This window comes from Streptomyces sp. NPDC001970, from assembly GCF_053594115.1.
On sequence record NZ_JBSFDW010000069.1, the window covers coordinates 1 to 20,271 of the forward strand.

General features: G+C 68.7%; 16 protein-coding genes and 1 pseudogene. 13 read left to right on the top strand and 4 right to left on the bottom strand.

Features of this window, described 5'->3' with window-relative positions; genetic code table 11:
* Positions 1-396: 396 nt before the first annotated feature.
* The 7 genes from ACWCP0_RS40425 to ACWCP0_RS40455 all read left to right on the top strand — a co-directional run bounded on the left by ACWCP0_RS40425 (position 397) and on the right by ACWCP0_RS40455 (position 8,980).
* Positions 397-1,782 carry an OFA family MFS transporter gene (locus ACWCP0_RS40425; RefSeq protein ID WP_451083713.1) on the top strand — a complete coding sequence of 462 codons (1,386 nt, stop codon included), beginning with the start codon at positions 397-399 and terminating at the stop codon, positions 1,780-1,782.
* Between the two features lie 188 nt (positions 1,783-1,970).
* The gene (locus tag ACWCP0_RS40430) at positions 1,971-2,522 is read left to right on the top strand and encodes a beta-class carbonic anhydrase (RefSeq protein ID WP_451083714.1); all 552 of its coding nucleotides are present in this window, start codon (positions 1,971-1,973) and stop codon (positions 2,520-2,522) included.
* A 267-nt stretch (positions 2,523-2,789) separates the two neighbouring features.
* Entirely contained in the window at positions 2,790-3,593 is an 804-nt protein-coding gene (locus ACWCP0_RS40435) for an acyl-CoA dehydrogenase family protein (RefSeq protein ID WP_451083715.1), read from the top strand.
* A gap of 270 nt (positions 3,594-3,863) precedes the next feature.
* Complete coding sequence (locus ACWCP0_RS40440) at positions 3,864-4,340, top strand: formate dehydrogenase subunit gamma (RefSeq protein ID WP_451083716.1); 477 nt, start codon at positions 3,864-3,866, stop codon at positions 4,338-4,340.
* A complete protein-coding gene (locus tag ACWCP0_RS40445; RefSeq protein WP_451083717.1) occupies positions 4,340-5,953 on the top strand; it encodes a formate dehydrogenase beta subunit in 1,614 nt (537 codons plus the stop codon). Before ACWCP0_RS40440 ends, ACWCP0_RS40445 begins: the two co-directional genes overlap by 1 nt.
* Positions 5,950-8,766 carry a formate dehydrogenase subunit alpha gene (gene fdhF, locus ACWCP0_RS40450; protein ID WP_451083718.1) on the top strand — a complete coding sequence of 939 codons (2,817 nt, stop codon included), beginning with the start codon at positions 5,950-5,952 and terminating at the stop codon, positions 8,764-8,766. The genes ACWCP0_RS40445 and fdhF overlap by 4 nt, the downstream gene beginning before the upstream one ends.
* Before the next feature lie 31 nt (positions 8,767-8,797).
* Positions 8,798-8,980, top strand: a complete 183-nt coding sequence (locus ACWCP0_RS40455; RefSeq protein WP_451083719.1) for a formate dehydrogenase subunit delta — start codon at positions 8,798-8,800, stop codon at positions 8,978-8,980.
* A 1,003-nt stretch (positions 8,981-9,983) separates the two neighbouring features.
* On the opposite strand, the gene ACWCP0_RS40460 is transcribed toward ACWCP0_RS40455, so the two are convergent.
* Entirely contained in the window at positions 9,984-10,784 is an 801-nt protein-coding gene (locus ACWCP0_RS40460) for a tyrosine-type recombinase/integrase (RefSeq protein ID WP_451083720.1), read from the bottom strand.
* Between ACWCP0_RS40460 and ACWCP0_RS40465 the strand changes: the two are divergent.
* Positions 10,678-11,043 (top strand): annotated as a pseudogene (locus tag ACWCP0_RS40465) (RHS repeat-associated core domain-containing protein); the annotation flags it as partial. The gene ACWCP0_RS40460 and the pseudogene ACWCP0_RS40465 overlap by 107 nt on opposite strands.
* A 284-nt stretch (positions 11,044-11,327) precedes the next feature.
* On the opposite strand, the gene ACWCP0_RS40470 reads toward ACWCP0_RS40465, so the two are convergent.
* Positions 11,328-15,047, bottom strand: coding sequence for a S8 family peptidase (locus ACWCP0_RS40470; RefSeq protein ID WP_451083721.1), 3,720 nt, complete (start codon positions 15,045-15,047; stop codon positions 11,328-11,330).
* A gap of 291 nt (positions 15,048-15,338) precedes the next feature.
* Here ACWCP0_RS40470 and ACWCP0_RS40475 point away from each other — a divergent pair, with 291 nt between their 5' ends.
* A complete protein-coding gene (locus tag ACWCP0_RS40475) occupies positions 15,339-16,307 on the top strand; it encodes a helix-turn-helix domain-containing protein (protein WP_451083722.1) in 969 nt (322 codons plus the stop codon).
* A gap of 546 nt (positions 16,308-16,853) precedes the next feature.
* The gene (locus ACWCP0_RS40480) at positions 16,854-17,192 is read left to right on the top strand and encodes an Imm10 family immunity protein (RefSeq protein ID WP_451083723.1); all 339 of its coding nucleotides are present in this window, start codon (positions 16,854-16,856) and stop codon (positions 17,190-17,192) included.
* A 287-nt stretch (positions 17,193-17,479) separates the two neighbouring features.
* On the opposite strand, the gene ACWCP0_RS40485 is transcribed toward ACWCP0_RS40480, so the two are convergent.
* Positions 17,480-18,805: a PP2C family protein-serine/threonine phosphatase gene (locus tag ACWCP0_RS40485; protein WP_451083724.1), complete on the bottom strand. Its 1,326-nt coding sequence runs from the start codon at positions 18,803-18,805 to the stop codon at positions 17,480-17,482.
* A gap of 212 nt (positions 18,806-19,017) precedes the next feature.
* On the bottom strand, positions 19,018-19,308 hold the full coding sequence (locus ACWCP0_RS40490) for a hypothetical protein (protein ID WP_451083725.1): 291 nt from the start codon (positions 19,306-19,308) through the stop codon (positions 19,018-19,020).
* 92 nt (positions 19,309-19,400) lie between these two features.
* On the opposite strand from ACWCP0_RS40490, the gene ACWCP0_RS40495 reads away from it, so the two are divergent.
* The 3 genes from ACWCP0_RS40495 to ACWCP0_RS40505 are packed head-to-tail and all read left to right on the top strand — an operon-like array spanning position 19,401 to position 19,953.
* Entirely contained in the window at positions 19,401-19,577 is a 177-nt protein-coding gene (locus ACWCP0_RS40495; RefSeq protein ID WP_451083726.1) for a hypothetical protein, read from the top strand.
* A complete protein-coding gene (locus tag ACWCP0_RS40500) occupies positions 19,574-19,867 on the top strand; it encodes a hypothetical protein (protein WP_451083727.1) in 294 nt (97 codons plus the stop codon). The genes ACWCP0_RS40495 and ACWCP0_RS40500 overlap by 4 nt, the downstream gene beginning before the upstream one ends.
* Positions 19,786-19,953: a hypothetical protein gene (locus ACWCP0_RS40505; protein ID WP_451083728.1), complete on the top strand. Its 168-nt coding sequence runs from the start codon at positions 19,786-19,788 to the stop codon at positions 19,951-19,953. The genes ACWCP0_RS40500 and ACWCP0_RS40505 overlap by 82 nt, the downstream gene beginning before the upstream one ends.
* The last annotated feature ends 318 nt before the right edge of the window (positions 19,954-20,271 follow it).

Consider the following 20,271-nt stretch of genomic DNA (forward strand, 5'->3'; position numbering starts at 1 on the left):
GTACCACAAAGGACCTGAACACCTCCTTTCGCTGGTAGATGCGACCCGTGACCGCCCTGTCGTAGGGGGCAGTCGGGAGCGCGACAAGGTGTAGACGGCTGAGTCAACGGGCTCGGTCGTCCACGGCCGAGAAGTTGACGGAAACCTCGTGCACACCTCTAGACAGCGGGACGGGCGAGTGTCGAGAATTCCGGCTGCCACCGAATACTGACTACTCCATATCGTATACATCTTGCACACCAGGACCGGGCCGTCGAACCCGATTCCCGTAGAGGAGATTCGCTGATGACGTGATGGGGCGCACAGGGGCCCGCGGCGTCACTGCCGCAGGTCCCTGACACCAAGAGAACCGGACAGGGGGCGCTGGCCAGGGTTCTTCGACGCAGGGGATTCGACATGACAACTATCGATATCCAGCCGCCAGTCCGCTACAAGGAGGTGACGGATCGAAACGGGCGAAGCTACCGGATCGGTGAGTCCGACCGGGACATCATGGGCCGACCGCGATGGACCATGGTGCTCTTCCCGTGGCTGGGCATGATGGGCATCAGCTCCTCGGAGTACGCGTTCACATCCGCCGAGGACACGCTGCACGAGGCCCATCTGTGGAGCAGCGGGCACATCTTCTGGCTGATGGGTGTCTGGGTGTTCTTCCAGGCCGCCGTCGCCTTTCCGGCCGGGCAACTGCGGGAGAGCGGGAAGCTGCCCGCGCGCAACGCCATGATGCTGGGCGCCCTCGGCACCATCCTGGGCTACCTCTCGCTCGCGTACGCACCGCACGTCATCGTCGCCTACATAGGCTTCGGCATGTTCAGTGGCATCGGTGCCGGTCTGGTCTACGCGACCAGCGTGAACATGGTCGGCAAGTGGTACCCGGAGCGCAAGGGCGGCAAGACCGGCCTGGTCAACGGCGGTTTTGCCTATGGCTCCGTGCCTTTCGTGTTCCTCTTCGCCACCTACATGGACCTGAGCAACTACAAGGGCGTCCTCGTCACGGTCGGCGTGATCTGCTGCGCCGTGGTCGCCGTTGCGGGCTGGTTCTTCAAGGACCCGCCCAAGAACTGGTGGCCCGCCCACGTGGACCCGCTCAGGGTCTCCGACGACCCGCGCATCGTGCGGGCGTTGAAGATGAACCCTCCGGCGGTGAAGCAGTACACCCCGCGGGAGGCGGCCCGTACGCCGGTGCTGTGGATGATGTGGTTCTGTCTGCTGTGCACGGCGGGAATCAACATCTTCGGCATCGCCTTCCAGGTCCCCTTCGGCAAGGACATGGGATTCGCGGGCGGGATCGTGGCCACCGCGATGTCGCTCAAGGCGATCGTCAACGGGACCGGGCGAGGCGTGATCGGCTGGATCTCCGATCGCTACGGCCGGCGCAGCACGCTCATCATCGTGTGCATCGTGCTGGGTTCCGCCCAGTTCGGCGTGCTGGTCTCGGGCTCCATGGGGAGCATGCCGTTCTTCCTGTTCTGCTCGATGGTCTCGGGCTTCGGCGGCGGCGCGATCTTCCCTCTCTTCGCCGCCATGACCGCGGACTACTTCGGTGAGAACAACAACGCCAGCAACTACGGCATGGTCTACAGCTCGAAGCTGATCTCCGGTCTGCTCGGCTCCGGCATGGGCGCGGTCGTCGTCTCCGCCTGGGACTACGAAGGCGCGTTCATCCTGGCCGGATCCGTCGGACTCGCATCCGCCGTCCTCGCCCTGTTCCTCCGGGCACCGGGGCGGCCGCGGGCCGGACGCGCCGCAGGCGTGCAGCCGTTCGTCGGCGACGTCACGTGAACCGATGAAGCGCTCGTAGCCGATGTCGCCGTCCGCGACGCCCACCGCACGGTGGGCGTCGCGGACGGCGTGTGCCGTGGCGGCGCCGACCTCGAGGTGGTGCCGCTGCGTGACTCCCGCGCAGCCTCGCGGGCAACCGGAGGCGATCAATGATCCTTTCGAACCAGACCGGAGTGAGGTAGCCCAACATGTCGACGTCAACGCGCCGTTCCGCACCGTCCACCGGCAGCGCCCAGGCCGGCGAGACGGTCATCGACCGTCTCGTGGAGGCCAACCGGCACTACGCCGCCGGATTCACCGACCCGGGCATGGGCGCCCGCCCCGTCCTGCAGGTGGCCGTCGTGGCCTGCATGGACGCCCGCCTCGACCTGCACGCGGCGCTCGGCCTGGAGCTGGGCGACTGTCACACCGTCCGCAACGCCGGCGGTGTGGTCACCGACGACACGATCCGCTCCCTGACCATCAGCCAACGCGCCCTGGGCACCCGCAGCGTCATCCTCATCCACCACACCGGCTGCGGTCTCGAAAAGCTGACCGAGGAATTCCGGCACGAACTGGAGATGGAGGTCGGACAGCGACCGGCGTGGGCGGTGGAGGCCTTCCGCGACGTCGATCAGGACGTCCGCCAGTCGATGCAGAGGGTGCGCACATCGCCGTTCCTGCCCCACACCGATGACGTCCGGGGCTTCGTCTTCGACGTGTCGACGGGGCTGCTCCGGGAGATCGACCCGCAGTCCTGAGCTGACCGGACCGAATTCGGCTCCGTTCTGGCGCAGACGAGACCCGCTCTGGCATACTGTATGCAATCACGCGGCGCGCTCACGCGGCGACCGGGAGAGCTGTTCGAAGGGCGAGGGCGCCTCATGGTTGGGCGCCCTCGTCGCCAGCGCTGGTCCAAGCCGTCGCCCAGGGCTCTCCCGGAGAGCTTGTACGGCGCCTTCCCGGCTGCGTCCCTGCCTGCCCGCCGCCTGACAGCAGACCGGAAACCACACGTGAGGGGGTCACCCGTGTCGTACCGCACCGCTTTCTCCGACGTGCTGAGCCGCGTCGTCGCGCCGTCCGCGGAAAAGGCTGGTGGGGAGGGGAGGTTTCCGCGCGGCTCGGTGACCGCCCTCGGCCAGGCCGGACTGCTCGGACTCACCGTCTCCGCGGAACTCGGCGGCGGCGGGCTGGGTCTGACGGACGCCGCCGAGGTGGTGGCGCAGGTGGCCGGTGCCTGTCCGGCGACAGCTGCGGTCCTCCAGTCCCACTATGCGGCGGTCGCCGTCGTCGAGGCGTACGGCAGCCGCTGGCTCCGTGGCGAGATCGCCGCCGGACGCCACCTCAGCAGCCTCGCGCTGGCGGAGGATGTCCCCGGCGGGGGGAGCGCGCAGGACCAGGCGGCCCGGGAACCCCGCTCCACCGCCAACCGCTCCGGTGGTGTGGTCGCCCTGCGCGCACGCAAGTACGAGGTGGTCGCGGCCGGAGAGGCCGACAGCTACGTCTGGTCCTCCCGGCCGCTCGCCGTGAAGGACGGTCTGACTCTCTGGGTGGTCCCGGCGCACGCCTCCGACCTGTTCGTCCCGGCCAGACCGGACGGGGGAGGGCCGTGCGGCAGTGCGACGTCGACGGTCTTCGCCGACCCGGTGCTCGTCCCCGCCGACGCGATGCTCGGACCGGACGGCGAAGGTCTCGACATCGTGCTGCGCACCGTCCTGCCCTGGGTGCTCGAACTGGAGGCCGCCGTCGGTGCCGCCGCCATCCACCCCTCGGTGGCTGCCGCCGCCATCGGGCCTGCTCGCCGCCCTGCCGATTCCCTTCTGATGTCGTGAATCCGGTCGGCGGGTGGCGGACAAGGCCTGCCGGGGCCCGGGTCCTCGGTGAAAGTTTGCTTGCCGGGATTCTGTATACAGAAGCTTGTATGCGGTATCGTCGGCCTGTATGCCGGCACCGACGGGAAGCGACGCGGCGCTGTTCGCCGGTCACGAACCCCGCGCATCCGCAGGAGAGGTGAAGGGCCCTATGTGCACGACTCGATCTTGTCGGACCGTAAGTGGAATCACGCGCTCGTACTCCCGCGCGTGACGGAGGACGGAGCGATCATGACGACCAGCGGGAGTGACGTGACGGTCGACAGCGTGGTCCGGACGGTGGTGGCGGCTCATCGGGGTCAGCGCGGCTCGCTGCTGCCGATACTGCACGCCGTTCAGGCCGAGTTGGGCCATGTGCCGCAAGAGGCGATTCCGGTGCTCGCGGACGAACTCAACCTCTCCCGGGCGGACGTCCACGGAGTGGTGACCTTCTACCACGACTTCCGCCGTGAACCGGCGGGGCGCACGACGGTCCGGATATGCCGCGCCGAGGCATGCCAGGCCCTGGGCGCCGACAGCCTGGTGGGCTACGCCCGCGAGGCCGGATGCTCCCTGGGCGAGACGACCGCGGACGGCTCGGTCACCGTCGAGCAGGTCTTCTGCCTCGGCAACTGCGCCCTCGGACCGGCGGTAGAGGTGAACGGCCGACTGTACGGACGAGTGGACACGGCCCGGTTGGGCTCGATCCTCAAGGGGACGGTGTCGTGATGAAGGACTCTTCGGACTCCGCGGTGACGGTCTACGTCCCCCGCGACTCGGCGGCCAGGTCCGTCGGCGCGGACGAGGTCGCCGATGCCCTGCAACGTGCGTCGGCCGGCGGGGACTTCGCCATCGACGTGGTCCGCAACGGATCACGCGGCATGCTGTGGCTGGAGCCGCTGGTCGAGGTGGTGACGCCGAACGGCCGCGTCGGCTACGGGCCGGTGGCGCCCGAGGACGTGCCGGGCCTCCTGGCCGCCGGCATGCTCGAGGGAGCGGCCCACCCTCTGCGGCTCGGTGTCGTGGACGAACTGCCCTGGCTGGCACGCCAGACACGGGTCACCTTCGCCAGGATCGGCGTGACCGACCCGCTGTCGCCGCAGGACTACGTGCGGCACGGCGGCCTGGTCGGGCTGCGCACCGCCCTGCAACTCCCGTCCGCGGACGTGGTCACCGAGGTCACCGACTCCGGCCTGCGTGGCCGCGGTGGCGCGGGCTTCCCGGCAGGCATCAAGTGGAAGACCGTGCTCGAGTGCACCGACGAGCTCAAGTTCGTCTGCTGCAACGCCGACGAGGGTGACAGCGGGACCTTCGCCGACCGCATGGTCATGGAGGGCGACCCCTTCATGCTCATCGAGGGCATGACCATCGCCGCCCACGCGGTCGGCGCGACCGAGGGCTACATCTACATCCGCTCGGAGTACCCCGACGCGGTCGCCACCATGCGCGCGGCGATCGAGATCGCGCGCGAGGAGGGATGGCTCGGGACCGGCATCCTCGGCTCGGAGCTCACCTTCGACCTGCACGTCCGCGTCGGCGCCGGCGCGTACATCTGCGGCGAGGAGACCTCCATGCTGGAGAGCCTGGAAGGCAAGCGGGGCACGGTCCGCGCCAAGCCGCCGATCCCCGCGATCGAGGGCCTGTTCGGCAAACCGACCGTGGTGAACAACGTCCTCACCCTGGCCACCGTGCCCATCGTCATGGCGAACGGGGCGAAGGCGTACCAGGAGCTCGGCGTCGAGCGGTCGCGCGGCACCCAGGTGTTCCAGCTCGGTGGCAACATCGCGCGCGGCGGCATCGTGGAGACGGCGTTCGGTGTCACGCTGCGCGAACTCGTCGAGGACTACGGCGGCGGGACGCACTCCGGGCGCCCGGTGCGTACGGTGCAGGTCGGCGGTCCGCTCGGTGCCTACCTGCCGACGTCGATGTTCGACCTGCCGATGGATTACGAAGCCTTCGCCGCGGCCGGCGCGATGGTCGGCCACGGCGGCATCGTCGTGTTCGACGACAGCGTCGACATGGCCGCGCAGGCCCGCTTCGCGATGGAGTTCTGCGCCGAGGAGTCCTGCGGCAAGTGCACGCCGTGCCGGGTCGGTTCCGTCCGTGGCGTCGAGGTGATCGACAAGATCGTGGCCGGGCAGCAGCGGGACGAGAACCTGGCACTGCTCGAGGATCTGTGCGACCTGATGACCGATGGTTCGCTGTGCGCGATGGGCGGGCTGACGCCGATGCCCGTACGCAGCGCCATCACTCATTTCCCTGACGATTTCCTCGCTCGCGACGCAGGCCGGGAGATCCAGCCCACGCAGGCGAGTGGCGCGAGGACGGAGGGCACGGCATGACACTTCTCAAGGAACCCGACTTCGGTACACCGGAACGGCCCGGCGAGGCAACGGTCTCGGTGGAAGTGGACGGGCTGCCGGTGACGGTGCCGGAGGGCACGTCGGTGATGCGCGCCGCCGCGCAGGCCGGCATCGACATCCCCAAACTCTGTGCCACCGACAGCCTCGAGCCGTTCGGCTCGTGCCGGCTGTGCGTGGTGGAGATCGACGGCAGGCGGGGCACCCCGGCGTCCTGCACCACGCCGGTGGCGGACGGAATGCGGGTGAGCACGCAGACACCGAAGGTGGAGAAGCTCCGCCAGGGCGTCATGGAGCTCTACATATCCGACCATCCGCTGGACTGCCTCACCTGCCCGGCCAACGGCGACTGTGAGCTGCAGGACATGGCCGGCGTGGTCGGGCTGCGGCAGGTCCGGTACGGCTACGAGGGCGAGAACCACCTCGACGCCGAGAAGGACACGTCCAACCCGTACTTCGACTTCGACGCGTCCAAGTGCATCGCCTGCTCCCGCTGCGTCCGGGCCTGCGGCGAGGTGCAGGGCACGTTCGCGCTGACCATCGAGGGGCGCGGCTTCGACTCCAAGGTCTCGGCGGGCGCCGGCGAGAGCTTCATGGAATCCGAGTGCGTCTCCTGCGGGGCCTGCGTGCAGGCCTGCCCGACCTCCACGCTGCAGGAGAAGTCGGTGGTCGAGCTCGGCATGCCGACCCGGTCGGTGGTCACCACCTGCGCGTACTGCGGTGTCGGCTGCTCGTTCAAGGCCGAGCTGCGTGGCGACGAGCTGGTGCGCATGGTGCCCTACAAGGACGGTGGCGCGAACGAGGGCCACTCCTGTGTGAAGGGCAGGTTCGCCTTCGGCTACGCGACGCACCCCGACCGGGTGCTCAAGCCCATGGTCCGCGACAAGATCACCGATCCCTGGCGCGAGGTCGAGTGGGACGAGGCGATCGGCACGGTCGCCAGGAGGATGCGCGAGATCCAGGGCACGTACGGATCGAGTGCGATCGGCGCCATCACCTCGTCGAGGTGCACGAACGAAGAGGTCTACGTCGTCCAGAAGATGGTGCGCGCGGCGTTCGGCAACAACAACGTGGACACCTGCGCCCGGGTCTGCCACTCCCCGACGGGATACGGGCTCAAGCAGACCTTCGGCGAGTCGGCGGGCACCCAGGACTTCCGGTCGGTGGCCCAGGCCGATGTGATCATGGTGATCGGTGCGAACCCCACGGACGGGCACCCGGTGTTCGCCTCGCGGATGAAGCGCCGGCTGCGCGAGGGCGCGAAGCTCATCGTGGTCGACCCGCGCCGCATCGACCTGGTGCGCTCGCCGCACATCCAGGCCCAGCACCACCTCCAGCTCAAGCCCAGCACGAACGTCGCCGTGGTCAACGCCATGGCGCACGTGGTCGTCACCGAGGGCCTGGTCGACCGCTCCTTCGTGGACCAGCGCTGCGAGGGCTTCGACGAGTGGGCGGAATTCATCGCCCGCCCGGAGAACAGCCCCGAGGCGGCCGAACCGATCACCGGCGTTCCGGCCGACGAACTGCGGGCGGCGGCCCGGCTGTACGCGCAGGCACCCAACGGAGCCATCTACTACGGCCTCGGCGTCACCGAGCACAGCCAGGGCTCGACCATGGTCATGGGCATGGCCAACCTCGCGATGGCGTGCGGCAACATCGGCCGTGACGGCGTCGGTGTGAACCCGCTGCGCGGACAGAACAACGTGCAGGGCTCCTGCGACATGGGCTCGTTCCCGCACGAGCTGCCCGGCTACCGGCACGTCTCCGACGACGCCGTGCGCAACGTGTTCGAGAATCTCTGGGGCGGCACCATCCTCGCCGAGCCCGGGCTGCGGATCCCGAACATGTTCGACGCGGCGATCGACGGGACCTTCCGCGGCCTGTTCGTCCACGGCGAGGACATCGCCCAGTCCGACCCCAACCTCAAGCACGTCACCGCCGCACTGGAGGCCATGGAACTGGTCGTCGTCCAGGACCTGTTCCTCAACGAGACGGCGAAGTTCGCGCATGTGTTCCTGCCCGGTGCGTCCTTCCTCGAGAAGGACGGCACATTCACCAACGCAGAACGCCGGATCAACCGGGTGCGCGCGGTGATGAAGCCGAAGACGGGCAAGCACGAGTGGCAGATCGTCAGCGAGATCGCCACCGCCATGGGTTACCCCATGTCCTACGACCGGCCGAGCCAGATCATGGACGAGATCGCCACGGTCACGCCCACCTTCACCGGCGTGTCCTTCGAGGTGCTGGACAAGCTCGGCAGCGTGCAGTGGCCGTGCAACGAGTCGGCTCCGGAAGGCACGCCGATCATGCATGTGGACGAATTCGTCAGGGGCAAGGGCAAGTTCGTCGTCACGTCCTATGTGCCGACGAACGAGCGGAGCACCCGGCGGTTCCCGCTGGTGCTGACGACGGGGCGGATCCTCAGCCAGTACAACGTCGGGGCGCAGACGCGCCGCACCGGCAACGTCGCCTGGCATCCCGAGGACGTGCTGGAGCTGCATCCGCACGACGCCGAGGTCCGCGGCATCACCGACGGCGACCGGGTGACGCTGGCCAGCCGGGTCGGGCGGACCACGCTGCGCGCGGAGATCTCCGACCGGATGCCGGCCGGGGTCGTGTACACCACGTTCCACCACCCCGTGACCGGCGCCAACGTGGTGACCACGGAGAACTCGGACTGGGCGACCAACTGTCCCGAGTACAAGGTGACCGCCGTGCAAGTGGGGCTCGAGCACCCGCTCCAGCGCGGCGAATCGGAACACGCCGAGGCCGACGTACTCACGGTGGTGGACTGAGATGGCAGGCGGCGCGCCGTCGGAGCGACGGATGGCCAACGACATCGCCGCGAACCTCGGGCACCTGCCGGGTGGACTGGCGGCCGAGGAAATCGCCGGACACATCGGCAGGTTCTGGGACCCGCGCATGCGCACCCGGCTGGTCGCGCTCGTCGACGCCGGTGCGGACGGGCTGGATCCCTTGGTGATCGACGCGGTGAAGCTCCTGCGCTGACGCGAGGGGCCGCCCCCTCGGACTCGGCTCCGAGGGGTGAGTGGAACGCAAGAGTGCCTTCTGAGTCGGGACGACGTGATTCGATCCGTAGAATCCGGCGGTCCGACCCAGGAGGCACTTTGGCGTGCGTGGGAGGCTGAGCGGTCCTGGCTTGTCTCCGGGCGCGCGCAGGGGCCCGAGGGGAGGCTTGCAGGTCTTCGTCCGGCGTAAGGGCAATACCGGGACTCTGTTGGTGATGTTGGCAGGTCATGCGGCGGCTGTGCACAGGGTGCGGAAGCGGGTGACGACGCTGTCGCAGGCAAGGTCGATTGCTCGTAACGTTGACGACCTCCCGACGGAGGGACGCACGCTGAAGGCAGCCGACAGTCTCTTTCTGGCGTGGACCCCACAAGATCACGGCCCACAGACGGCCCAGGCCGCGTGATAGGGCTCCGGCCAGAGGCAAACGCCCTGGCCGGAGTCAGGCAGGATGGGGCGTTCTTCCCATCTTGCGGCATTCAACAGAGCGTCCCGCGTGGCACACGAACGCCAGTAAGGTGCCGCGCATGCCCCTCTCCCGCACCATGCCCGATGCCCCGCCGACATGCCCGGAGTGCGACGAGCCAGTGAAAGCTGGCGGTTTCGTCCTCTCCAGCCGGGAGGACGATGGCACCCGAGCCTGCCGCACGCTCTGGCAGTGCCCAGGCCGACACATCTGGTGGAAGTGGGCGGATCGTCCGGATGACCCGCTGGAGCTCTGCCCGCACCCGCAGCTCTTCCGCAGCTGACATCAACGACGGCGCACAGTTGCATCCCTGAGCAACCCAGCACGGCAGTCGAAGGGCCCGGCGCACGCGCGGCAGAGGGCCGGCGCTCGAACTTACAAAGCAGATGTCGGCGGTTCGAAACCGTCCGCGCCCACCAGCGGGAAGCACGACGAAGGCCCAGGTCACCGGTACTGAACCGGGATCCTGGGCCTTGTTCGTTCCTCGGCCGAGAAGGCCCGGGAGGGGCCTCGTGCCAGTTACGTGCCAGATGGAGGCCACATCGGGGCCCACATCACGCCTTCCCAATCTTGGACCTTCTTGATCTGACGGTCGACGTGGTCAGCGATGGCGTGGTCACGGCCGTTCACCAGGTGTTGGTAGATCAGAGCGGCCCGCACCGAGGAGTGCCCCATCCGCTGCATCAGCTCACGCGTCGTGGCGCCGCCGGTCGCGGCGAGAGTGTTCCCGGTGTGGCGCAGATCGTGGAAGTGCACGTCCCCCAGGCCGGTCGCCTTCAGGGCCCGCAGCCACAGGCGGCGGAAGTTGTTCCGGCGAAGCTGTCCGCCTCGCGCCGCGGTGAACACCAGCCCGGCGCGGCCCGGCTCGGCGTACGCGTCGAGATGAGCGGCGAGGTCCGCCGTCAGCGAGGCCGGGAAGGCCACGGTGCGCACACCGGCCGCGCTCTTCGGCGCCTTGACCACGATGCCGTCCGTCCGCGTCTCTGCCAGAGCACGCCGCACGGCGACGGTTCGCCGCTCGAGGTTGACGTCATGGCGCTGGAGTCCGGCCAGCTCCCCGAACCGCAGGCCGGTGAAGGCCGCCAGGAGGATGAGCACCCGGAAGCGCGCCGGCACGGCGTCGGCGAGCTGGAAGACCTCGGAGACGTCGAGGAACAGGCGCTCGTCTGTCTTGGCCGCCCCCGCACCCTTGACGCGGCAGGGGTTGCGCTGGGTCCGCACCGCCACCCTGGGTGTCACGGGCACCAAGCTCAACTGGCTCGCCGCCGACCACCACGGCACCTCCAGCCTCGTCCTGGACGCCGCAACCCTCGCGGTCACTAAGCGCTACACCACTCCGTTTGGCGCCCTCCGCGGTACCGCACCCGCGTCCTGGCCGGACGACAAGGGCTTCCTCGGAAAGCCCGCCGACGGCACGACCGGTCTCACCCACATCGGCGCCCGCGAATACGACCCCGGCATCGGCCAATTCATCAGCGTCGACCCAGTCCTGGTCCTCGACCAGCACCAGTCCCTCAACGGCTACGCCTACGCCTACGCCAACAACACCCCCGTCACCGCAAGCGACCCCACCGGCCTGTGCATCGACCCTGGCAACGGACACTGCCAGCCGGATGACGGCGGCCAGAACGGCGGCAAGGTCGACCCGGCGTTCCCCATCAACACCAGCGACGGTGACGGGGACGTAAACAACGACGTAGATGGCACCCTCACCAGCGGCACTGGAAACGGCCTGGGTGGCCGGGTGCCAGGTGCCGTTGGCTCAGACTTTCTCTACGTCATCAAGCTTGTGCGGCGGGCCACCCGGGGGGTGGTCCGCCGCACAAGTGGTTCAGGTCCCGCGTGTGAGCGGCCGGCTCTTGGTCAGCGGAGACCGAAGGCCCGGATCACGGTCTGCGCGACCGCGTTGCCGGCACTGTCCTGGGCGTGAGCCCGCAGCGAGACGAACTGGGCCTTCTTCGGAGCGGACAGCCCGAACCGGCCGTCTTCTCCGCTGGTGATCTTCTGCCAGGTGTGTCCGTCGTCGTAGGACACCTCCAAGGTGACCGCTGACAGGGTGCCGGCGCCCGTGGCGTGGTCGAGGTGGGCGACGGATGCCGTCAGTGTCGCGTTCTTGGCGGCCTTGCCTGCCGCGTCGGTGTCGACGCCGTAGTTGATCTGCATGAGCGGCAGGACTGCCTTCTCGTTCCCCGACGGAGCCTGGGAGGTGAAGTCCCATTCGGTGTGCGTGGTGGAGGAGTACGGGCTCACCGTGCTGTCACGGTTGGCGTCCAGGACGAGACGGTACGGCAGCTTGCCGGCGCCGGGTGCGTCAGCCTGCACCATGGTGTTTCCCGAGTTCCGGGCCAGTTGGGTGTCACCCTGGTACAGCGTGAGGGTGTGCCGCATGCCCTGGTAGTCCATGGACATACCGACGTGGTCCGAACCGCCCCAGGCGGGGACGTCCAAGGTCAGCCAGTTCCCGTTGCGGGTGGGCGACTTGTAGTTGTTGTTCAGGTACGGACGCTCGATGGGCTTGAACCACTCCTGCGCCTGCGTGCTGCCCGCCCGGTACGTGGTGCGCGGCTCGATCTCGTAGATCAGACCGTCGACGTACGCCTCCTGGCCCCAGGAGTATCCGGGCCCGGTGGAGACCCAGTCGACCCGCTGTGAGTTCACCGGCTCCGACATGGGCATACCGATCCCCCACCTCGGGTTGTAGACCGGCCAGTCGTAGCGGAACTCGCCTCCGCCCCGGGTCGCATCGGGGCTGTCGAAGGTGACGTTCACCCGCGCGAGGTTCTTCGGGCCGCCCTGGACGACCATGTTGTCCGGGATCTCGTTGTGCCACGTCCACATCAGGTCGTACACGTAAGGGCTGACCGGCTGCGAGTCCGCCGAGAGCACCGCCCCGTGAGCGGAGGCCTGGCCGAAGAGCTTCTCGCCCTCGTCCGTGCTCAACAGCGTGACGTCGATTCGGGCGGGGGTCCCCGTCCACGGCGTCTTGCTGTAGCTCCGGAACCCTCGCCCGGGTGTGTTGTTCACGACCAGCAGGAGCTTGGCGCCCGCCTCGATCGCCGCGGCGGCCTGGTCGGCGTCTCTGATCGTGTCGTTGCGGCGGACGACCACCGCCTTGCCCCGTGCGTCCAGACGGGCGTAGTCCGCGTTCGTGCCGTCGCCGGCGGCCACGAGCGGGAGTCTGTAGTGGCCCTGGGGCAGCGGGGTGACGTCCTGTTGCCGGTGGGCGTCGGTGAACTCGGTGGTCTTGGTGGCGATGGCGAGTGCCGGCTGCTCCTTGCGCCAGCGGGCGCCGAGGTAGAAGTCGCCGTGGGTCACCTTGTGCGTGGTGGGCTGGGCCCACAGGCTGTCGTAGTTGGTCTGGGTCTCCATGTAGTCGCGCCAAAGCTTGCCGCCCATCGAGCGGGTGTACTCCAGGCGCTGGTAGGTCGCCTCGGTCCGCTGCGGCGTGGTCATGTCGATCCGCTCGATCTTCGCGGCGTCCAGGGTGACCGTGGTGTCGTGGTCTATCACGACATCGGGGTCACCGAGCAGCGCCATCCCCATCGAGTGCGGGCCGTGGACACCCTGCACGGCCTTCCACTCCAGCACCGAGTAGACGTCGTCCGGGAGGTAGCCCTCCGCCGTGCCGGTCTCGTCGACGATCCACTGCTGGGGCGCGTCGTCGCCGGACCGCAGCAGGTCGACGACCCCTGACATCGGCTTTCCGTGTGCGTCCTTGAGGACCACGGTCAGCTTGTGCGCGACGTCGCCCAGCGACGCGGCCGTGTGGGTGACGACCTTCCCCGCCGTGTCGGCCGCGACGATCTGGCCGGTCCAGCGGCCTTTCCCTGTCGCCGTGGAGCCGTCGATGGTGACCGTGACCTCGGCGGTGCCGTGCGCCGGCACGACGACTTGGGGGGCGGACAACCGGAACATTCCCGCAGGGGCGTTCGGGGCCTGCACGGACAGGTCGAGGGTGACCGGCACGTCACCTATGTTGGTGTACGTGACCGGGCGTTTCACCGCGCCGGACCCGTCCGCCGGCACCAGGGGGGCGAACGCGGTCGCGGAGGCGAAGACGTCGGCGCTCAGCGCCGACGGGACGTCCACCCGGCCGCTGCCCACCTGGAAGGCGTTGTACTTGGGCAGCTGCTTCGAGCTGCTCACCAGCAGGTCCTTCAACTGGGAGCCGGTCAGCCCGGGGTGCGCGGCCGCGAGCAGGGCCGCGGCGCCCGCGACATGCGGGGTGGCCTGAGAGGTCCCGCTGAACGTCAGGTAGCTGCCCTCGCCAAACGGTGAGTATTGGGAGCGTGCCGCCACAATGTCGACGCCGGGCGCGCTGATCTCCGGCTTGAGCGCGCCGTCGACGCGCGGGCCCTGGCTGGAGAAGTAGGCGACGTCGTCCGAGGAGTCGACGGCCCCCACGGTCAGGGCGGCGTCAGCCGCGGCCGGGCTGCCGATGCTTTGGTCTGTACCGGTGTTGCCCGCGGCGACCACGAACAGGGCCCCGGTCTCGGCGCTCAGACGGTTGACCGCCGTGCTGAGGGGGTCGGTGCCGTCGGACGGGGCCGAGGAGCCCAGGCTCATGTTGATGATGTCCGCCTGCTGGTCCACCGCGGCCCACTCCATGCCGGCCAGCACCCAGGATTGCTGGCCGGAACCCGCGTTGGAGAGCACCTTGCCGATGTGCAGGCGCGCGCCGGGGGCGACGCCCTTCTCCTTGCCGTCCGACGCGGCCCCCGTGCCGGCGATGGTGGACGCGACGTGGGTGCCGTGCCCATGGCGGTCCGTCGCGTCCTCGTCCGGGACGAAGCTCTGCGAGGCCGCTATCTGGCCGGCCAGGTCAGGGTGTTCGGCGTCGATGCCGGTGTCCAGGACGGCGACGTCCACGCCCTTCCCGGTGTCACCGGCCTCCCACGCCTGCGGCGCGCCGATCTGGGAGGTGGACTCGGCGAGATCCGCCTTCACGACCCCGTCGAGCCAGATACGGGCGATACCCGCACCGAAGGCCGGTTTGCCGGACGCGGACGCGGCTGCCGCGGTCCTCGAGCCCGACGCCGGCGCGGAGGTGACAGCCCGCCAGAATTCCGCCGACCGGTCCCGGTCCTCGGTCAGCGCGGCACCCTGGACACTGCCGAGGGCCCTGACCCGGGTGGCGCCCTTGGGGGTTGCGGAACGCAGCCCTGAGGCGGCTTTGCTGTCGTACGAGACGATGAGCGGCAACTGGTCGCGATGTGCGTCGTCGTAGCCGTCCGCGACGAGCCGGCTGATGTTGAACAGGCGCTTGTCCAGCGTGCCCGCTGCCACGTAGGGGAGAACGGAGTCGGGATACACGTACAGGTCGCCGTTCGACTCCGTGATGCGCGCCTGGGTTTCCGTCCCGGCGGCACCACGCACATCGACGGTTCCACCGGCCTTGCTACCGGACTGCCGGGTGGTGACGACGTCACCCGTGATCAGGGTGACGGTGTGGACGCCGGACGGCACGTTGCGCTGCGCGGCGGGAGCAGCGGAGTCGGTGGTCGCGGATGCCGCGGCGTGGGCGGGGGACAGGGCGGCGGGTTGTACCAACGACAGGAGGGCGGCGCCGGCGACGGCGAGCACACTCCAGCGTCTCGGTGATGATCTCAAGGCATTCCCTAAGTGTTCCGTGGGGCCAGGTCGGTCCCCAAGGGTTCATGACCGAAGTGACGGATCGGCGGGGGATCGGATGGCCGACGCTGTGGACCGATCGTGGGGGTTCTGGGATCGCGCGGCCGGTTGGCGTGGACGATCAGAGTTAAGGCTTGTGGCCGGGAGATGTATAGATCAGACTCGTGTCTGAAATCGCCAGTTGGCGAATCGCGCCAACAGGCCCGACGGCACGCCGGGCAGTGACGACCAGGAGGACGTCCGGTGCTCGGTGCCCTTGGGATCAGCGAGTTCGACGAGCGGGTCTACCGCGCTTATCTGGCCAAGCCGGACCAGACAGCGTGGGAGATCGCCGAACACCTGGGCACCACACCCAGCCGGATACGGCACGCGGTGGCCCGGTTGGTGGAACTGGGCGTGCTGCGAAGAGAACGGCGCGGCCAGTATCAGCCGGTCAGCCCGCGGACCGCGTTGAGCGCACTGCTCGCCAGGCGCCGAGCCGATACCGAGGCGGCGTTCACCGCGGTGTGGGACGCGGTCGATGACCTGGCAAGTGAGTACCGCGCCAACCGGCTGCAGGGGGATCCGACCGGGCTGGTGGAGGTGATCACTGGTGAGGCGGCGGTCACCCTACGGGTGGCCGAGCTGACCCAATCGATGCGCACCCACTTCTGGGTACTTGACCGGCCCCCGTACCTGGGCCCGTACAGCAACGAGTTGGAGGAGACCTTCACGATGGACCTGCTGGGCCGCGGCCTCGACATACGGTCCGTCTACACCCCGGAGGCGTTGGAAGTGCCTGGCCGATTCGAGCTGATCACCCGCCTGGCCAAGCTGGGCGAGCAGGCCCGAATCCTGCCGACCCTGCCGTTCAGGCTGCGGATCATGGACCGTCATGTCGCGCTGCTCGCACTGATCGGAGGACGGTACGACAGAATCGCCGTCGTCCATCGGTCGGGTCTGCTCGATGCAATCCTCGAGCTGTTCGACGTCTACTGGCAGCGGGCACAACCCATCGTCTCAACGGCCCCGGAGACCTCCGACCAGCCGAGCACGGATGATCTCTTGCTGTTGAGAATGTTGCAAGCGGGCTATAAGGACCAGGCGATCGCCCGGCAACTGGGGACGAGCGCGCGCACCGTGACCCGCCGGATCGCTGCGATTGCGTCCCGGCTCGGCCTCGAGACCCGATTCCAGCTGGGCACCGAAGCCGCCAAGCGAGGCTGGATCTGAAAGAGCGTTTTGTCCCAGCAGGGCTGTTTGATAGCTCGGGCGAAGAAGCCGCTTGGATCAGGTGATCGCGCGTGTGACGATCGGGTCGTGAGAGCCCGCAAGGTCTGCGGTTGAACGCGGGATCGTGCGTAGAGGCAAGGAGATGTGCCGGGAGTGGTCACTGGGGGAACAGCGCGGCTGCTGCTCAGTAACGGCGGTCGGCGCTGGAGCTGACCGTGGAGCGCTGGGCGGATACGCACCAGATTCTCCCGAAGCAGACGTGGGTCGTTGTCACTCACTCGCCTGCGGCAGATGGTTCATGGTCCGGGACTCTGTGTGGGGACGAGCCATTCCAGGTCGACCATCGGCCCGAATCGGTCGCGGTGTGGGTCAACGGCAACTGCTTCCACCTCAGCGACGTGGAGGGTCACGCAATCGACTCGGCCGACTGGCAGTGCCCTGCTCAGGGTTCTGCCTCCTGACTTGGTGTGCTCAGGAGTCGCGCCAGTTCGGCGTGGACTCGCGGGTGAGCCGTCGGCTTATGAGGTCGACCATGGCCACCTTGATGTGGCCGAGTCGGACGACGAGGAGGCGTTCTCCCTGTTGTTCATGTGCGACTTCGACGAGCCCGACGCACAGGAAGTGCGCCTCGGCATGGACACACACTGTGTTGTCACACCCGACCAGAACACCGCCTACGGCTGTATACGCGAAGTGGAACTGGACGGCGATGTGCTGCGGGTGACATTGGACCCCTCGTCGTTGGATGCCCTCGGCTTGACCGATCCCGTCGTCGAGGCCTTGCTTCGGGCGCCGGCGGCGGACGTGGCACGCATGCGCGAAGTGCTGCCGCGCATACTGGCGTACGGGCGCCCAGATGCCCGCCCGAGACTGATCGAGCTGTAGCGAGTACAGCACCGGAGTACAGCAACCACAGCAACCGAGCTCGCCCGGCAGTGCCCTCGAAGGGCCGCATCCCGACGGGTATGACCAGCAACGGCCGTTGTACATAGAGCTACGGATCAGAAGTCTCCGTGCCCTCGCCGTGCCCGTCCGGTCGGGAAACAGCGGGGAACAGCGGTCGCTGACGGACAACGCTCATGAGAACGGCCCCTGACCAAGTTGGCTGGTCAGGGGCCATTGAGGTGCGGTGGGTGTGGGATTTGAACCCACGGTGACGTCGCCGCCAAGGGTTACGTCGGCAGGGGTGTGCGCAGGGCGAGGATGGCCATGTCGTCGTGGCCGTCGCTGGGGTTGTGGTCGGCAAGGGTCTGGCAGAGCTCGTTGAGGGGCAGGTCGCCGTGGGTGGCCGCGGTTTGGGCGAGGGCGTCGAGGCTGGTGTCGATGGGGTGCTGGGGGTTCTCGATCAGTCCGTCGGTGAAGAAGACCACGGTGGAGCCGGCGGAGAGTGGGTGGGTGTGGTCGGGGCGGGGTTGGTCGGCGTCCACTCCGAGGGGGATTCCGGGATCGGCATGCAGGTACTTCGGCCGCCGACCGGGGGTGATGAGCAGGGGCGGGAGGTGGCCTGCGGTGCTCCAGCGCAGGGTCCAGGTGGAGCCTTCGGGTTCGATGCGGGCCAGGCAGGCGGTGGTGACGGGGTTGTTGGTGATGGCGTGCAGGGTGTGGTCGAGCTGGGTGAGGACTGCGCTGGGCGGGGTGCGGCGGTCGTAGAACAGGGCGCGCAGCATGTTGCGGGTCTGGGCCATGGCGGCCGCGGCTTTCAGGTCGTGGCCGCAGACGTCGCCGATGACGGCTGCGCACGCCCCGTCCGGGAGCAGAAAGGCGTCGTACCAGTCACCGCCGACCTGTGCTGGGGTGGTCGCCGGCCGGTAGATGGCGGCGCCCTCATACGGTTGCAGGTCGGACAGCGTCGGCAGCAGCAGACGCTGGAACAGCTCACTGCCTGCCCGGGCATGCTCGAACAGGCGCGCGTTTTCGATGGCCACTCCGGCGGCCCCGGCAAGTGCAACGACGATGTCCTCGTCGTGCGCATCGAAGGGCTCGCCGTCACGCCGGTCGGCCAGGTAAAGGTCCCCGTAGACCTCGCCCCGGACGCTGATCGCCACCCCGAGAAGGCTGCGCATCGGCGGGTGGCCGGGCGGGTACCCTGCGGAATGCGGATGGGAGGAAATCTCCTGGACCCGGAGCGGTTCGGGCCGGCGGATCAGGGTCCCGAGCAGACCCCGCCCGCGCGGAAACTCGACGGCGCCCAGGTCGGCCCGTTCCTGCTCGCTCAGCCCCACGGGGATGAAGTGCGCAAGGCCCTTGCCCTCTTCATCGAGGACGCCCAGCGCACCGTAGCGGGCCTGGACCAGGTCCATGGCTGCCCTGACGATCCGGTCCAGCACCACTGGCAGCTCCAGCTCCCGGCTGACTGCCATGACCGCGTCCAGCAGCGCCTGCAGCCGGTCCCTGGTCCGGGCGAGCCCCCGGAGCTGCGCGGAGATCTGGTCGAGCTGGTCGTCCAGGAAGCCATGCAGGTCAGAAATGTTCGGAGGTTTCGGTTGATCACGTTCCATGGGCTCTCCCGACGCCACCGCACAAGCCGTCCTCCCTGGCGGGCGTGCATTGCTCACCCTCACCCACCGGCATGGGGACCCCGCGCAGGTCACACCGCTCGGGCTGAGCCTGTCCCGGACCGCCGACATTCGGTGCACTGTCGGTCATCCCTCCTGTCTATCGCCTTGAGCCGGCCACCGCCCCCCGACGCTCCGGGACTAGAAACAGGTACTCATGCCTGCCCCCACGGGGTGTAGCCGAGGTCCAGGTGCCCGAGCCGGGACAGGCGCTGCACCTGCGCGACGAACGCCTGGGTGAACAGGCGCTGGGCCGACGTCTCGCCGTACCGCTCGATGTGGTCGAACACCAGCTGGTGGTCGGTGGCTGCCCGGTTGCGCCAGTCCAGGATCTGCTCCCGGGTGAGGTCCTCGAGGGCCAGCTCCTGGTCGACGTCGACGGTCTTCGGCTCCGCGGCGACGGTGGCCGGACGGGGCGCGGGCAGCACGACCCGGTCCACCGGCACGGCCGGGACGTCGGCGGCCGGCTGCGCGGCCGCAGCTTCGGCGCGGTCCTTGGTGGCGGCCTGCCGCGTTCGAGTTCAACTCCCGTTGGGAGATGACGGCCCCCCAGATCAGGGCCGAGGTCCGTGGCACGGACATCGATCTGGACTCGTACTACGGTTCGCGGTCCACCCCGTTCGATGCCGAGGGGGAGCGGCTCGTCACGGTGGACGCGGTACCAGGGAGAAGCCTGACCTGCGGCCCGGGACTGTGCGGGGCAAGCTCGCAGTGATCCGCGACGATTCCGCGCAGGACGGGGACGACCTCGCGGAGGCGGCTGCGAAGGCGGGCGCCAAGGGCATCGTGATCGTCATGCCCGAGGGGTTCCCGGCCTGGACCCGCTGGAAGCCGACGGGGACGCGTACCGCCATCCCCGTTGTCCGGCTGGACGCGGCCGACGGCGCCGAGCTGCTGCAGTACGCGAAGAAGCCAGGACCGCCGTGGACATTTCCGGGACGGTCGAGAGCCCGTACCTGTACGACATCAAGGCAATCTGGCACCAGCAGATCCCGCAGGACGTGACGTACATAGTCTCGGACCGCAACACCGCACAGGTGAAGGCGGCTTCGCAGTCCCCGCCGGAGAGGCCGACTTCCGCCTGGACCTGACGACCGATCGCGAGACCGAGTACTGGCAGACCGGAACGAGGACCTCCACGTCCTGGACGTTCCGTTCGGACACCGCGGCCACAACCGGTTCACCGCCACCATCGAGCGGCCGGGCGACCAGCGGCAGGGTGCGTACGTGACCCTGCGGGTCACGGCCTCCGACAAGGCGGGCAACACGGTCACGCAGGCCGTGGAACGGGCCTACCTGCTCGGCAAGTGAGCAAGCGCCTCCGCGGGAACCCCGCGGAGGCGCCGACGGACCGTCGCGGGGGGGGGGGGGGGGGCGAACCCCCCCCCCCCCCGCCGGGGCGGAGAACC